General features: G+C 70.0%; 13 protein-coding genes. 6 read left to right on the forward strand and 7 right to left on the reverse strand.

Annotated features, from left to right (window positions below; genetic code table 11):
* Window positions 1–27: 27 nt before the first annotated feature.
* Complete coding sequence (locus tag ITJ57_RS02110; RefSeq protein ID WP_194668629.1) at window positions 28–2,064, reverse strand: beta-galactosidase; 2,037 nt, start codon at window positions 2,062–2,064, stop codon at window positions 28–30.
* A gap of 226 nt (window positions 2,065–2,290) precedes the next feature.
* Here ITJ57_RS02110 and ITJ57_RS02115 point away from each other — a divergent pair, with 226 nt between their 5' ends.
* The 5 genes from ITJ57_RS02115 to ITJ57_RS02135 all read left to right on the forward strand — a co-directional run bounded on the left by ITJ57_RS02115 (window position 2,291) and on the right by ITJ57_RS02135 (window position 8,210).
* Window positions 2,291–3,592, forward strand: a complete 1,302-nt coding sequence (locus ITJ57_RS02115) for an ABC transporter substrate-binding protein (protein ID WP_194668630.1) — start codon at window positions 2,291–2,293, stop codon at window positions 3,590–3,592.
* 184 nt (window positions 3,593–3,776) lie between these two features.
* Complete coding sequence (locus tag ITJ57_RS02120) at window positions 3,777–4,646, forward strand: carbohydrate ABC transporter permease (protein ID WP_228506712.1); 870 nt, start codon at window positions 3,777–3,779, stop codon at window positions 4,644–4,646.
* A gap of 3 nt (window positions 4,647–4,649) precedes the next feature.
* Window positions 4,650–5,555: a carbohydrate ABC transporter permease gene (locus ITJ57_RS02125; RefSeq protein ID WP_194668632.1), complete on the forward strand. Its 906-nt coding sequence runs from the start codon at window positions 4,650–4,652 to the stop codon at window positions 5,553–5,555.
* A gap of 94 nt (window positions 5,556–5,649) precedes the next feature.
* A complete protein-coding gene (locus tag ITJ57_RS02130) occupies window positions 5,650–6,663 on the forward strand; it encodes a LacI family DNA-binding transcriptional regulator (RefSeq protein ID WP_194668633.1) in 1,014 nt (337 codons plus the stop codon).
* A 110-nt stretch (window positions 6,664–6,773) separates the two neighbouring features.
* Window positions 6,774–8,210, forward strand: coding sequence for a glucose-6-phosphate dehydrogenase (locus ITJ57_RS02135; protein WP_194668634.1), 1,437 nt, complete (start codon window positions 6,774–6,776; stop codon window positions 8,208–8,210).
* A 66-nt stretch (window positions 8,211–8,276) separates the two neighbouring features.
* Here the strand turns inward: ITJ57_RS02135 and ITJ57_RS02140 are convergent, their stop codons facing one another.
* Together ITJ57_RS02140 and ITJ57_RS02145 are read right to left on the reverse strand one after the other, a co-directional pair.
* Entirely contained in the window at window positions 8,277–9,458 is a 1,182-nt protein-coding gene (locus ITJ57_RS02140) for an alcohol dehydrogenase catalytic domain-containing protein (RefSeq protein WP_194668635.1), read from the reverse strand.
* 90 nt (window positions 9,459–9,548) lie between these two features.
* Window positions 9,549–10,475 (reverse strand): LysR family transcriptional regulator, encoded by a 927-nt coding sequence (locus ITJ57_RS02145; RefSeq protein ID WP_194668636.1) that lies wholly within the window; start codon window positions 10,473–10,475, stop codon window positions 9,549–9,551.
* 72 nt (window positions 10,476–10,547) lie between these two features.
* Between ITJ57_RS02145 and ITJ57_RS02150 the strand changes: the two genes are divergently transcribed.
* Window positions 10,548–11,486: a DMT family transporter gene (locus ITJ57_RS02150; protein ID WP_194668637.1), complete on the forward strand. Its 939-nt coding sequence runs from the start codon at window positions 10,548–10,550 to the stop codon at window positions 11,484–11,486.
* A gap of 6 nt (window positions 11,487–11,492) precedes the next feature.
* Here the strand turns inward: ITJ57_RS02150 and ITJ57_RS02155 are convergent, their stop codons facing one another.
* Genes ITJ57_RS02155 through ITJ57_RS02170 form a run of 4 tightly spaced genes read right to left on the reverse strand, consistent with a single transcriptional unit; the run spans window position 11,493 to window position 13,324 of the window.
* Window positions 11,493–11,846: a hypothetical protein gene (locus ITJ57_RS02155; RefSeq protein ID WP_194668638.1), complete on the reverse strand. Its 354-nt coding sequence runs from the start codon at window positions 11,844–11,846 to the stop codon at window positions 11,493–11,495.
* Window positions 11,846–12,466 carry an Asp23/Gls24 family envelope stress response protein gene (locus ITJ57_RS02160; RefSeq protein WP_194668639.1) on the reverse strand — a complete coding sequence of 207 codons (621 nt, stop codon included), beginning with the start codon at window positions 12,464–12,466 and terminating at the stop codon, window positions 11,846–11,848. The genes ITJ57_RS02155 and ITJ57_RS02160 overlap by 1 nt, the downstream gene beginning before the upstream one ends.
* On the reverse strand, window positions 12,463–13,014 hold the full coding sequence (locus ITJ57_RS02165; RefSeq protein WP_056780022.1) for an RNA polymerase sigma factor: 552 nt from the start codon (window positions 13,012–13,014) through the stop codon (window positions 12,463–12,465). Before ITJ57_RS02165 ends, ITJ57_RS02160 begins: the two co-directional genes overlap by 4 nt.
* Window positions 13,015–13,021: 7 nt before the next feature.
* Window positions 13,022–13,324, reverse strand: a complete 303-nt coding sequence (locus ITJ57_RS02170) for a hypothetical protein (protein WP_194668640.1) — start codon at window positions 13,322–13,324, stop codon at window positions 13,022–13,024.
* Window positions 13,325–13,433 lie beyond the last annotated feature (109 nt).

Genomic DNA, 13,433 nt, shown 5'->3' on the forward strand with positions numbered 1-13,433 from the left:
CCCTGAGCCTGTCGAAGGGTGCCCGCCCTACCCGCGCAGCGGCGTCCGCACCACCCGCACGGCACCGGCCGGGATCCGCACCGCGCCCGCGACCACCGGCTCGCCGGTCAGCAGCTCGACCGTCCCCTCGGTCGCGAGTTCCGCGTCCGTGTCGCCATGGTTGATCGCGACGGTGAACGACGCCTCGTCGCCCCAGCGGGTGACGACCTCCAGCCCGAGGGCCGGCACCGGCGGTGCGTCGACGCCGGCCTGCTCCAACGCCTCGGACAGCAGCTCCGACAGCCCCGCCTCGTCGAGCTTCGTCGAGACGTACCAGGCGGTCCCCGCGCCGAAGCGGTTGCGGGTCACCGCCGGGCTCCCGGCCGCCGGTCCCGAGCGGTACGAGGAGACGGCTTCGGCACCCTCCAGGACGATGTCGTCGGTCCAGCTCGATCCGGTGCGGCCGTTGTCGAGCTCGACGGTCTCGTGCTCGTGGAGCGGGAGGAACTCGGGGACGGACAGCCCCAGCACCCGGCGGAACGCACCCGGCGCGCCGCCCTCCCACACCGCGTCGTGTTCGTCGACGACGCCCGAGAAGTACGACACCACGAAGCTGCCGCCGTCCTCGACGTAGCGGGTGAGGTTCTCGGAGGTCTCGTGGTCGGCGAGGTACAGCGACGGCGCGAGCACGAGACGGTAGCCGCTCAGGTCGGCGTGCGGGTGGACGAAGTCGACCGTGACGCCGGCCCGCCAGAGGGCCGCGTAGTAGGCCTCGACGCGCTCGCGGTGGTCGAGCTCGACGGAGGGGCGCCACTCCAGGTCCTGGGCCCAGAACGACTCCACGTCCCAGAGGATCGCGACCTCGCTGCGAACGCGTGAACCGAGCATCTCGTCGAGACGGACGAGGTCCTGTCCGAGCGCGACGACCTCGCGCCAGATCCGGCTCTCGGTCCCGGCGTGGGGGAGCATCGCCGAGTGGAACTTCTCCGCACCGGAGCGGGAGGCGCGGAACTGGAAGTACAGGATCGCATCGGCGCCGCGGGCGAGGTGGCTCATGCTGTTGCGGGCGAGCTCCCCGGCGCGCTTCGCGATGTTCCGCGGCTGCCAGTTGACGGCCGACGTCGAGTGCTCCATGAGGATCCACGGGTCGCCGCCGGCGAGGGAGCGGGTCAGGTCGGAGTCGAGGGCGAGCAGGATGTGGTTGTCCGCGCGCTCGGCGACGAGGTAGTAGTCGTTGGCGACGATGTCCACCTCGCGACTCCAGGCCCAGTAGTCGATCGACCGGCAGTTGGTGGCCATGAAGTTCGTCGTGACCGGCACGTCCGGCGCGTGGCGCTTGATGATGTCGCGTTCGGCGACGTAGCACTCGAGCAGGGTGTCGGAGGTGTACCGCGCGAAGTCGAGTCGCTGCGTCTGGTTGACGACGGAGGCGGACACGCGCGGGGCGTCGATCTCGTCCCACTCGCCGTAGTCCTGGCCCCAGAACCGGGTGCCCCAGGCGGCGTTGAGGGCGGCGACGGATCCGTACCGTCGCTGCAGCCAGGCGCGGAAGGCGAGCACGGACCCGTCGGAATAGTCCTCGCTGATCGGCGCGCCGTACTCGTTGTGCACGTGCCACAGCACCACGGCGGGGTGTGCTCCGTAGCGCGTGGCGAGCTGCTCGGTGATGGCCGCGGCCGCCCGGCGATAGGCGGGGGAGCTCGGGCTCGCGATGCCGCGCGAGCCGTGGCCGAGCCGCAGTCCTTCGCGGGTCACGGGGTGCGCCTCGGGGTACCGCTTCCAGAACCAGGCGGGCGGGACGGTCGTCGGGGTCGCGAGGTCGACCGAGATCCCCGCGTCGTGCAGCAGGCCGATGATCTCGTCGAGGAAGGTGAAGTCGTACTCGCCCTCGCGCGGTTCGAGGACCGCCCAGGAGAAGATGCCGACGCTCACGAGGTCGACACCGGCGGCCTGCATGAGGGCGATGTCCTCGAGCCAGGTCTCACGCGGCCACTGCTCGGGGTTGTAGTCGCCGCCGTAGCGGAGGCCGGTGCTGCCGGGGATCCAGGTGGCCTGGGCGGTGAGCGGGTCGAGCTCGATGGTCATGCTGCGTCTCCTGTGACTCAGTGGGCCGAGAGGGATCCGGTCGATCACCTGGCTGTGTGCGCTCCCAGTTCTATCACAGCAAAACCGCTCGCAGTGGCGGCAATTTCTCTGTTGACAAGCTGAGCGACGTGTGAATAACTGTAACCGCTCACAGGTACAACGACGTTCTCCATCGAAGCGTCGCTGCCCCGCACCAGAGCGCCCCAGCTTTCGACAAGGAGGACGAATGCGCAGCACGCTTCGCCACATCGGCATCGCCACGGTCGCCACGACGGCTCTACTGCTCTCCGGATGCTCGGCATCCTCGGGCGGCACCGAGTCCGGCCCCGTGAAACTCACCTACTGGGCCTGGGCGCCCAACCTCGAACAGGTCGTCGAGCTCTGGAACGAGGACCACCCCGACATCCAGGTGGTCGTGCAGAAGCAGGACGGCGGCGACCCGGCCATCACCAAGCTGCTCACCGCGATCAAGGCCGGCAGCGGCGCCCCCGACCTCATCCAGGCCGAGTACCAGAAGATCCCGACGCTCGTCGCATCGGACGCCCTCGCCGACATCTCGGAGCAAGGCGCCGCAGACCTCAAGGACGACTTCTCCGACGGCGTCTGGAACTCCGTGACGCTCGGTGGCGACGCCGTCTACGCCGTCCCGCAGGACTCCGGCCCGATGATGGCGTACTACCGCACCGACATCCTCGACAGCCTCGGCCTCAGCGTCCCGACCACGTGGGACGAGTACGCCGAGGTCGCCCGCGCCGTGCACCAGGCCGACCCGACGAAGTACCTCGGCACCTTCTCCGCGAACGACGCGGGCTGGTTCGCCGGACTCGCGCAGCAGGCCGGCGCCTCCTGGTGGTCCATCGACGGTGACAGCTGGGGCGTCGACATCGACGCCGGCCCGACCGAGCAGGTCGCGTCCTACTGGGGCAAGCTCGTCGAAGAGGGCGCCATCGACAACAAGCCGATGTACACGCCCGAGTGGAACGCCGGACTGAACGACGGCTCGCAGGTCGGCTGGATCTCCTCCGTCTGGGCCCCCGGGGTGCTCGGCGGCAACGCTCCCGACACCGCGGGCAAGTGGACCGCAGCGGAACTCCCGCAGTGGGACGCCTCGAAGCCGTCCAACGGCAACTGGGGTGGTTCGTCCACCGCGGTGACCACGCAGTCGAAGCACGCGGCCGCCGCCGTCGAGTTCGCCACCTGGCTGAACACCGACCCGAAGGCCGTTGCGGCACTCGCCGACGTCTCGGGCGTCTACCCCGCCGCCACGAAGGTCGCCGCCGACGCGCTCCAGACGTCGCCGGAGTTCTTCAGCCAGCAGAGCGACTTCTACGACATCGCGTCGAAGGCGTCCGAGTCGGTCTCGCCGTTCACCTACGGCCCGAACGTCAACGTCGCCTTCAGTGCCTACAACGACGAGTTCGCGAAGGCCGCCGAGGCGAAGACCGCGCAGGCCTTCTCCGACGCCGTGGCCGCGATGCAGTCCATCACCATCGACGACCTGAAGAAGAGCGGCTTCTCGGTCAAGTAGTCCCCGCGGGGCCGGCTCACCGAGTCGGCCCCGCTCCCCGTTCCCGCACTCGACCCAAGGACCCGGCATGGCTGCACCATCGACGCTGGACACGATCCGGCCCACCCAGGACCCACCGCGCGGCTCGCGCCGACCGGTCCGGTCGCGCAAGAACCTGAAGAACCGGGTCCTCATCCCGTACGCGATGCTCGCCCCCGGCATCATCCTGTTCCTCGTGTTCATGGCCGCGCCCATCGTGTACACGCTCTTCCTCAGCTTCCAGAAGAAGCAGGTGACGGGCCTCGGCCTCGGCTCCGGTGGACGCACGACCGCGTTCGCCGGTTTCGAGAACTACCTCGGCGCCTTCGGCGATGCGGAGTTCGCGGCGAGTGTCGGCCGGGTGCTGCTGTACGGCCTCATCCTCATCCCGTGCATGCTCGGCCTCGCACTCCTCTTCGCGTTGCTGCTCGACTCGCGTCGCACGCGGGCGGTCTCCTTCTCGCGGATCTCGATCTTCCTGCCCTACGCGGTGCCCGCCGTGATCAGCTCGCTGCTCTGGGGCTTCCTCTACCTGCCCGCCGTGAGTCCCTTCTATGCGATCTTCGACAGCCTCGGGTGGAACGCCCCCGAGATCCTGTCCTCCGGCACGATCATCTTCGGCATCGCGAACATCGCCCTCTGGGGTGGCGTCGGCTTCAACATGATCGTCATCTACACCTCGCTCAAGGCCGTTCCGAGCGAGGTCTACGAAGCCGCCCGCATCGACGGTGCGAGCGAGGTGCAGATCGCCCTGCGGATCAAGATCCCGATCGTCGCCCCGGCCCTCGTGATGACCGCGCTGTTCTCCATGGTCGCGACGCTGCAGGTGTTCGCCGAACCCACCACGCTCCGACCGCTCACCAACAGCCTGTCCACGAGCTGGTCGCCACTCATGCTCGTCTACCGCGACGCGTTCACCCGCGACGACATCTACTCGGCCGCCGCGACCTCGATCATCATCGCCGTCGCCACCTTCATCGTCTCCTTCCTCTTCCTCCGGGTCGTGCAGAAGCGAGCCTTCGGTCAGGAGGACTGACACATGACGACCACCCTTCGACCCGACAGGACGGCCAGGCCGCGCCGCCGCGAGCGCGCCGGCAGCACGACCATGCGATCCGACCGCCCCAGCGGGATCTCGACCGGCATCCTCATCCTCGGCGCGATCTACTGCCTGTTCCCCGTGTTCTGGGTGCTCATGGCGTCGACGAAGAGCAGCGGCGAGCTGTTCTCCACCTTCACCCTCATGCCGAGCACCCACCTGTTCGACAACATCGTCGAACTCACCCAGTACCGGGACGGACTGTTCTGGCGCTGGATGGTCAACACGGCGCTGTACGCGGGCATCGGTGCGATCGCCTCCACGTGGGTCTCCGCGATCTCCGGCTACGTGCTCGCGAAGTTCGACTTCCCGGGCAAGCGGACCGTCTTCAGCATCCTGCTCATGGGCGTCCTCGTGCCGGGCGTCATCCTCGCGATCCCGCAGTACTTCCTGCTCGCGAACGTCGGCCTCACGAACACGTTCTGGGGTGTGCTGCTGCCGCAGATCATCAGTCCGTACGGCATCTACCTCGCCCGGATCTACGCGGCCGCAGCCGTGCCGACCGACGTCATCGAAGCCGCCCGCACCGAGGGTGCCGGTGAGTTCCGGATCTTCGGACGGATCGCGATGCCGATGATGCTGCCCGGCCTCGTCACGATCTTCCTGTTCCAGTTCGTCGCCATCTGGAACAACTTCATGCTGCCGTACATCATGCTCGGCGACGACTCGCTGTTCCCCATCACCGTGGGGCTCAACGGGCTCCTCAACCAGGGCGCCTCGGCACCGGCGCTCTACACGCTCGTGATCACCGGTGCGCTGCTCGCGATCGTCCCGCTCATCCTCATCTTCCTCATCCTGCAGCGGTTCTGGCGGGTCGACCTCGCGGCCGGCGCCGTGAAGGCGTGAGGCACGGTGGCGTGAGGCGCGGTGGCATGAGGCATGGTGGCACGCGGTGCAACGCCCATCGGACCGCGGAACGCCCCCGCACTAGGCTGACGGGATGACCACCGTCCCGTCCCGTCGGCGCCCGACGATCGACGACGTCGCGGAGGCGGCCGGCGTCTCGCGAGGCACGGTCTCGCGGGTGCTGAACGGCGGCCGGTGGGTGAGTCAGGACGCGAAGGCGGCGGTCGACGCGGCCATCCGCAAGACCGGGTACCGGGTCAACCCCCACGCGCGCAGCCTCGCCACGAACCGCACCGGCTCCGTCGCGTTCCTCCTCACCGAGGACCACCAACTGCTCTTCGAAGACCCCAACTTCTCCATGCTGCTGACAGGGGCCGCCCAGGCGCTCGCCGAACGGCAGCTGTCGCTCGTGCTCATCATGGCGGGCAGTGCGGCCGAGCAGGAGCGTGCTCTCGCGTACATCGAGGCCGGACACGTCGACGGCGTGCTGCTGGTCTCGGCGCACAGCGGGCAGCGACTCATCAGCGACATCGTCGACTCGAAGGTGCCGGCGATTGCCTGTGGCATCCCGCTGGGCTTCCAGAAGCGCCTCGGCTACGTGGCCGCCGACGACCTCGAGGGGGCGCGCGAGATGGTGGAGCACCTGCGGAGCCTCGGTCGCGAGCGCATCGCGACCGTCGCCGGCCCGGCCGACACCCCGGGCGGGGTGACGCGGCTCGAGGGCTACCGGCTGGAACTCGGCGAGGCGTTCGACGAACGGCTCGTGCGGCACGGCGACTACGGTCGGGCGAGCGGCGAGGCCGCGATGCGCGAGCTGCTGGCGGCCGACCCCACGATCGACGCCGTGTTCGTCGCCAACGACCGCATGGCCGCCGGCGCGATCGACGCCCTGCACGCCGCCGGGAAGCGGGTCCCCGAGGACGTCGCCGTCGGCGGCTTCGACGACTCGAGCATCGCGCTCGGCACCGAGCCGGCGTTGACGACCATGCGGCAGCCGTTCGAGCGGATCAGCGCCGAGATGGTGCGGTTGCTGCTGCAGGTCATCGAGGGCGAGCGCCCCGCGGCGATCACCCTCCCGACGGAACTCGTGGTCCGCGACTCGGCGTGAGCCCTTCGACAAGCTCAGTGGCCGGCGTGCCCTTCGACAAGCTCAGGGGCCGGGGGTCGGGCCACCGCAACCCCCGCGCGTCTCGCAGCCGCTTCGGTGAGGATGGGACCATGAGCGATCAGTCCGAGACCACCAATCAGCCCGATCCCGACGACCAGCCCGGTATCCCCGATGCGGAGTCCCTCGAGCCCACGAAGCGCACCATCGCGATCCTCGGCGCCAACGGCGACCTGGCGAAGCGGCTCCTGATTCCCGGCCTCGGCGAGGTCGTAGACGCCGCGCGCGGTGTCTCCCTGCAGATCATCGGAGCCGCCCGCACACCGCAGTCGAACGAGGAGTGGCGGGCCACCGTGCGGACGAGCCTCGAGGACGCCGGTGTCGGTGACCGGACCGTCGACGCGCTCGTGTCGACCACCGAGTTCATCCCGACCGACGCCTCCGACCCGGACGAACTCCGTGCACTCCTCGACGCGTGCACCGGCTCGCCGATCCTCTACGTCGCCCTGCCACCTTCGGCCGGACGCAAGGTCGCCGAAGCCCTCGCGCAGATCGACCTGCCCGACGACCTCCTCGTCGCCATCGAGAAGCCGTTCGGTGACGACCTCGCAGACGCACAGGCGCTCAACGGGGCGCTCGCCGACGTCGTGCCCGAGGAGCGGCTGTGGCGGATCGACCACTTCCTCGGCAACGCGACCGTCCTCGGGATGCTCGGCCTGCGCTTCGGCAACCGACTGCTCGAGGCGGGCTGGAACGCGGAGCAGATCGAGAAGGTCGAGATCTTCTACGACGAGGAGCTCGGCCTCGAGGGGCGCGCCAAGTTCTACGACCAGACGGGGGCGTTGCGCGACATGCTGCAGAGCCACCTCCTCATGGTGCTCGCGCTCACGGCGATGGAGCGGCCGGACGCAGTGACGCCGACGGACGTCCACGACCGCATCGCCGAGGTCCTCGGGGCGGTACGCCTCTGGAAGGACGACCCGTCCACCGCCCGTCGCGCGCGTTACACCGAGGGTCGGGTGGGCGAGCGCTTCTTCCCCTCCTACGTGGACGAGCCCGACGTCGACCCCTCGCGCGACACGGAGACGCTCGCGCAGATCCTCCTGCAGGTCGACACCCCGCGCTGGCAGGGCGTGCCGTTCGTCCTGCGCTCCGGCAAGGGCATCGGCGACCCGCGTCGTGAGGTCGCGGTGCACTTCCGGCGTTCCGCGGTGCCGACCGGCTTGGACGCGCCCGATGGACCGTCCGACACCGTCCTCCGTATGTCGCTCAAGGGTGGCGCGGTGCACCTGGACCTCATCGTCACCGGGGCCGACGACGTGGACGGGCTGCGCCGGGTCGAGCTGGAGGCCGACCCGGGTGCTGCAACCCTGAGCGCCTACGCGCAGGTGCTCGCCGGTCTGCTGCAGGAGAACACCCTGCTGTCGGTCCGCGGCGACATCGCCGAGCAGTGCTGGCGCATCGTCACCCCCGTGGTGAACGCGTGGGCCGCGGGCGAGACGACGCTCGAGGAGTACGAGGCGGGAAGCGCCGGTCCGCGCGACTGGTGACGCCGCTCTGAGACGACACGACCCGCGCCGAGTGATCGGCGCGGGTCGTTTTCGTGCGGTCAGCGGTTACGCCGAGGGCTTCAGGACGACCTTGATGCAGCCGTCCTCCTTCTTCTGGAACTTCTCGTACATGTCGGGGGCCTCGTCGAGCGGTACCCGGTGCGTCGCGAGGTCGAGGACGCCGAGCGGGTCGGCGCTGTCCTCCACCAGGGGAAGCAGACTCGGGATCCAGCGGGCGACGTTGCACTGGCCCATGCGGAGCGACACCTGCTTGTCGAACATCGACTTCATCGGCATGATGTCCGCTTCACCGGCGTAGACGCCGCTGAGCGAGGCGACACCGCCACGGCGGACGAGGTCGAGCGCCGTGTGCAGGGCGGCGAGGCGGTCGATGCCCGCGTGCTCCATCGCCGGGCGTGCGACCGCATCGGGGAGCAGCCCGACCGCGGTCTGTGCGGCGGCGGCCACCGGTGAACCGTGCGCCTCCATGCCGACCGCGTCGACGACGCCGTCGGGACCGCGGCCGCCGGTGGCGTCACGGAGTTCCGCGACCACGTCGTCCGACAGGTCGAGGGCCCGGATGCCGTGTCGCTCGGCGAGCGCACGACGCTCGGGGACCGGATCGACGGCGAAGACCTCGAGTCCGCGGTGCTTGGCGATGCGGGCGGCCAGCTGTCCGACGGGGCCGAGGCCGAGCACGGTGATGGAACCGCCCTCGGGCACCTCGGCGTACTCGACGCCCTGCCAGGCGGTCGGGAGGATGTCGCTCAAATACAGGTAGGACTCGTCGGGCAGGTCACGGCCGACGTTGATGCAGTTCGCGTCGGCGAGTCGCACCCGGAGGAATTCGGCCTGCCCGCCTGGCACCTGGCCGTAGAGCTTCGTGTAGCCGTAGAGGGAGGCGCCGCTGCCGTACTCGGTCACCTGGGTGGTCTCGCACTGCGAGTGCAGGCCGCGCTTGCACATGAAGCATTCACCGCAGGCGATCGTGAAGGGGATGACGACGCGGTCGCCGACGGCGAGGCGGTTGACGCCCGAGCCGACGGCTTCGATGACGCCCATCGTCTCGTGGCCGAGGATGTCACCACGGTCGAGGAACGGGCCGAAGAGTTCGTAGAGGTGGAGGTCTGAGCCGCAGATGGCGGCCGAGGTGACGCGGATGATCGCGTCGGTCGGTTCGATGATCGCTGGGTCCGGGACGGTCTCCACCGACACCGAACGGCGACCCTGGTACGTGAGTGCGCGCATGGATGCTCCTTCGTGGTCGTCCTTCCACCCTGCGCCTTCCGGGGGTCGGATGGCCGGGGGTGGACGTCTCCTCGGAGGGCTGATACGGGGTCAGTGGGCCGCGTCGGCCGCCACTCGCAGGAGCGCGGCGAGCACCGTCCGGACCGTGGAGCGCGCCATCGCCTCTGGCCGTGCCAGGACGTCGACATGGCGGACGATGGCGGCTCCCGCGACCGGGCGGAGGACCATGCCGTCGACCGCCAGGGGTGCGGCCGTCGTCCGTGGCATCACCGCCATCGCGGCGCCGGTTCGGACCACCTGGGCGGCGACCGAGAACTCGTTGATGCGGTGGTCGATCCTCGGCGCCTGCCCGCTCATGGCGCCGAGGTGGTGCAGCACCCCGGCGAGCGGGAAGCCCTCGTGCGTCGAGATCCAGCGTTCGTCGCGGAGATCCTCCGGACGGACCTCGGGCTGCGCGGCGAGCGGGTGCGCCTCGTGCATGGCGATGTCGAGTGGCTCGACGAGCAGCGGGGTCACGACCAGCCGGTCGAGCGGCCAGGCCGGTTCGTGGGGGAGGCGGTGGGCGACCACGAGGTCGTAGTCGGCGGTGAGACTGGCGAAGCGGTCCTGGGCGACATCGGCGTCGGCGAGGAGGAGGGGTGGGAGGGTGCCGCCCGGTCCAGCGCTCCCGGTGACCCCGACCGTGGTCAGCAGGGGGCCGAAGAGCGCGAGCCCGGCGCTGTGGAACGCGGACACGCTGACCGGGCGCTGCTCGTGCTGGAGGAAGGAGTCGACGGCCTCCCGCGCCTCCGCGAGCGCCTCCTCCACCCGTGCGGCTGCGACGGCGAGGGCCGCACCGGCCTCGGTCAGCACGAGCCGCCGGCCTCGTTTCTCGGTGAGCGGCACCGGCAGGGTCGCCTGCAGCGCGGCGAGCTGCTGCGACACGGCGGAGGGGCTCACGTGGAGTGCCTGGGCGACGGCGACCACGCTGCCGCGGTCGCCGAGTTCGCGGAGCAGGCGGAGTCGAGCCGGATCCATGCGCATCTCCTTCATCGTCGATCCAGACGCCGGTGGTTGTTCTACCGGGTCCGTCTCCTGGAGAGTAGCGGCATGGCCCGCCGCGCACCCGCTGAACTCCTCGTCGACATCCTGCTCGTCGGTGTCGCGGCCGTCTGGGGCGCGAGCTTCCTCGCCGCCAAGGACCTCGCGGCGGTCACGGGCGTGCCGTCCGCCGTGGCCCTGCGCTTCCTCGTCGCGGTGGTCGCGGTCGGACTCATCTGCCTGGTGCGCCGGGAACGGTTGCCGCGCGGCCGCGGATTGCTGATCGCTGCTGGACTCGGGTGCTCGCAGGCGGCGATCATCGGTCTCGAGACCTGGGGCGTGCACCTGACGTCCGCAACCAACGCCGGTCTGCTCATCAGTCTCGCGCTCGTCATGACCCCCGTCCTCGACGGCGTGGCCTCACGGTCCTGGCTGCCGCGCTCCTACTTCGTGGCGGCGGTCGCCGCCGTGGTCGGGGTGGCCCTGCTCGTCTCCGACGGCGGTCTCCGGGCGCCCACCGCGGGTGATGCGCTCGTGATCGCCGCCGCGGTCGTTCGCGCCGTCCACGTGACGTCGAGCGCGCACCTGACGCGGGGCCGTCGGGAGAGCACCCTCGGTGTGGTCCTCGTGCAGATGGTCGTCTGTGCCGGAGCCTTCTCGCTCCTGGCCGGTGGCGGGCTCGCGACGGCTGTCTCCCGGCTCGACACCCGCGGCTGGGTGGACGTGCTCTTCCTCGGCCTGTTGTGCTCCGTGTTCGCGTTCGTCGTCCAGCTCTGGGCCGTCCGCCGGACGTCGGCGTCCCGCGCGAGCATCCTCATGGGGACGGAACCCGTCTGGGCGCTCCTCGTCGGGGTGCTCGTCGCGGGCGAGGCGATCGGGCCGCTGGGGGCGTTGGGCGCCGCCCTCATCATCATCGCGAGCTACGCGGGCCAGGCGATCGAGCGACGCCACCGGCAGCGCACCGTCGGCACCGCACCGCCGGCGCAGCAGGAGCCGGCGCCGGTCTGAGGCCGGTCACCGTGCGGCGGTCGCGCCCTCCTCGATCCGGCACACCCGCACGTCGATCCCGGTGATCGTGGCCGCGCCGTCCCGTTCGAGCAGGACCGCGCGGACGGCGTCACCGACGAGCCGCATGGTCGTCGGAACGGGCGCCCCGTCGGTCACGCCGATCGTCACGCCCACCACGACGGCGCCGTCGTCCTCACGGGCGACGGTCACCTTCGCGGGTTCGTCCTCTCGGCCGAAGACCTCGGCGGCGACACGCAACACGGCCCGGATCGGCGATCCTGACGCGTACACGGCGGTCACGCCCGGTGTTGCGGCGACGGCGGTGGTCAGCAGGCGTGAGAGCTCGACCTCGGTGTCCATCAGGAGTCCTCCGGCCGCATGAGGCGCTGCGTGTGGATGTCGATGATCGTGACGTCGACGGCGGTGACGTTGAGCTCGGTGTGGATCGCGAGTTCCGCGGTGACGCGATCGCGGATCCGCTGCGACAGCTGCTCCAGGTTGTTGCCGAACGCCGCCGAGGCCGTGATCGCGACCGTGACCGGTGCGTCGAGGACAGTCACGTCGCCGTCGAGGCGGACGCGTCCGATGATGGCGCCCCCGACGTCGTCCCCGACCCCGCGGATCAGGGTGCGGACCGAGCCCTCGGTCAGGTGCAGTCGCACCTCGGGATCCGGGTGTCTCAGGGGGATGTCGCGACCGGCGTGCGCCTCGAGCGAGATGTTCTGCAGCACGGCGTGCATCCAGGAGCGGTCGTGCTCGGAGCGGGTCGCGGCTTCGGACTTGAGGAGCGCCCAGGTCTGGGTGCGGAGCCGGAGCAGGGCGTCCAAGGCGAGCTGGCAGCCGGGGGAGTCCTCGATGCTCGGATCGCGCGGTTCGCGGCCGCGGTCGAGGTATTCGGAGAGCTCGTCGATCGTGTGCCCGTCGAGGTCCGCGCCGTCGAGGCCGTCGAGGGTCGCCTCGGGGTCGACGTCGTCATTCATCGCCACACCTCCATCTCGCGCAGGACGGTTTGTCGGGCTCTGGCGAGCTGCCCACGGACCGTCGACGCCGGCACGCCCAGCGACTCGGCGATCTCCACATAGGAGAGGCCGCCCGTCTCCTTGAGCATCCAGCACTCGCGCTGCATGGCGGGGAGGCCGTCGAGGACCGCGGCGAGGGCGCTCATCTGCATGCGCACTTCGACGACGCGCTCCGGGGACTGATGGGACGGTGCGGGTGCATTCCAATCCTCGATGTCGCTGTGTTCGCGTCGGCGTCGGAGGCGGTCGATCGCGCGATTGGAGACCATGCGCATGAGCCAGGACTTCACGGCGTTCGGGTCGTTCAGCCGGTCCAATTGTCCCCAGGCCTGGATGAGCACGTCCTGGACGACGTCCTCCGCCTCGGACCGTTCACCGAGCACACGCACGGCGTACGCACGCATGAGGGAACCGTGTCGGAACACGATGACCTCGAAGGCGGCGACGTCTCCGTCGGCCGCGCGTTCGGCGAGGATGCCGTCCGGGAGGAGCTCGAGTGAGCGCTTCACGGAAGGGTCAGAGGACGGCGAACGCGGTGACGGCGACGGCGGTCGCGGACACGAGCGCGGACGCGGCGACCGTGGCGACGTACGGAAAGGGGAGCGACTTCGCCGGACCGTTCTCCACCGCTTCCTTCGCGCGGAGCAGGGAGACGAAGATCCCGAGGTCCTTCCCGGTGCTCGAGGCGGCCACGAACCGGCCCTCCCGGAACTCGACCATGCCGGCGTACTCGCCGTCGATCGAGGCGACCCAGAGGGTCGCGTCCGGCTCGGCCCAAGCGACCGTGGTCGTCGCGCCTCGCTCCAGCACCGTGCTCATGACTGCTCCTTGCTCAGGGTAGGTATTGTTAGAGAATCTAGCGATCCATGCGTCTGCATGTACCCCACTTGACATCACGATCCGGACTCCGCTAGACGTTCTCGTTACC

This window comes from Plantibacter sp. VKM Ac-2880 (assembly GCF_015351235.1).
In the GTDB taxonomy this organism is placed as follows: Bacteria; Actinomycetota; Actinomycetes; order Actinomycetales; family Microbacteriaceae; genus Plantibacter.

Excerpts from the sequence above, each read along its gene's own strand:
- ITJ57_RS02110 (WP_194668629.1), bottom strand. The coding sequence starts at position 2,064 with ATGACCATCGAGCTCGACCCGCTCACCGCCCAGGCCACCTGGATCCCC.
- ITJ57_RS02115 (WP_194668630.1), top strand. The coding sequence starts at position 2,291 with ATGCGCAGCACGCTTCGCCACATCGGCATCGCCACGGTCGCCACGACG.
- ITJ57_RS02120 (WP_228506712.1), top strand. The coding sequence starts at position 3,777 with ATGCTCGCCCCCGGCATCATCCTGTTCCTCGTGTTCATGGCCGCGCCC.
- ITJ57_RS02125 (WP_194668632.1), top strand. The coding sequence starts at position 4,650 with ATGACGACCACCCTTCGACCCGACAGGACGGCCAGGCCGCGCCGCCGC.
- ITJ57_RS02130 (WP_194668633.1), top strand. The coding sequence starts at position 5,650 with ATGACCACCGTCCCGTCCCGTCGGCGCCCGACGATCGACGACGTCGCG.
- ITJ57_RS02135 (WP_194668634.1), top strand. The coding sequence starts at position 6,774 with ATGAGCGATCAGTCCGAGACCACCAATCAGCCCGATCCCGACGACCAG.
- ITJ57_RS02140 (WP_194668635.1), bottom strand. The coding sequence starts at position 9,458 with ATGCGCGCACTCACGTACCAGGGTCGCCGTTCGGTGTCGGTGGAGACC.
- ITJ57_RS02145 (WP_194668636.1), bottom strand. The coding sequence starts at position 10,475 with ATGGATCCGGCTCGACTCCGCCTGCTCCGCGAACTCGGCGACCGCGGC.
- ITJ57_RS02150 (WP_194668637.1), top strand. The coding sequence starts at position 10,548 with ATGGCCCGCCGCGCACCCGCTGAACTCCTCGTCGACATCCTGCTCGTC.
- ITJ57_RS02155 (WP_194668638.1), bottom strand. The coding sequence starts at position 11,846 with ATGGACACCGAGGTCGAGCTCTCACGCCTGCTGACCACCGCCGTCGCC.
- ITJ57_RS02160 (WP_194668639.1), bottom strand. The coding sequence starts at position 12,466 with ATGAATGACGACGTCGACCCCGAGGCGACCCTCGACGGCCTCGACGGC.
- ITJ57_RS02170 (WP_194668640.1), bottom strand. The coding sequence starts at position 13,324 with ATGAGCACGGTGCTGGAGCGAGGCGCGACGACCACGGTCGCTTGGGCC.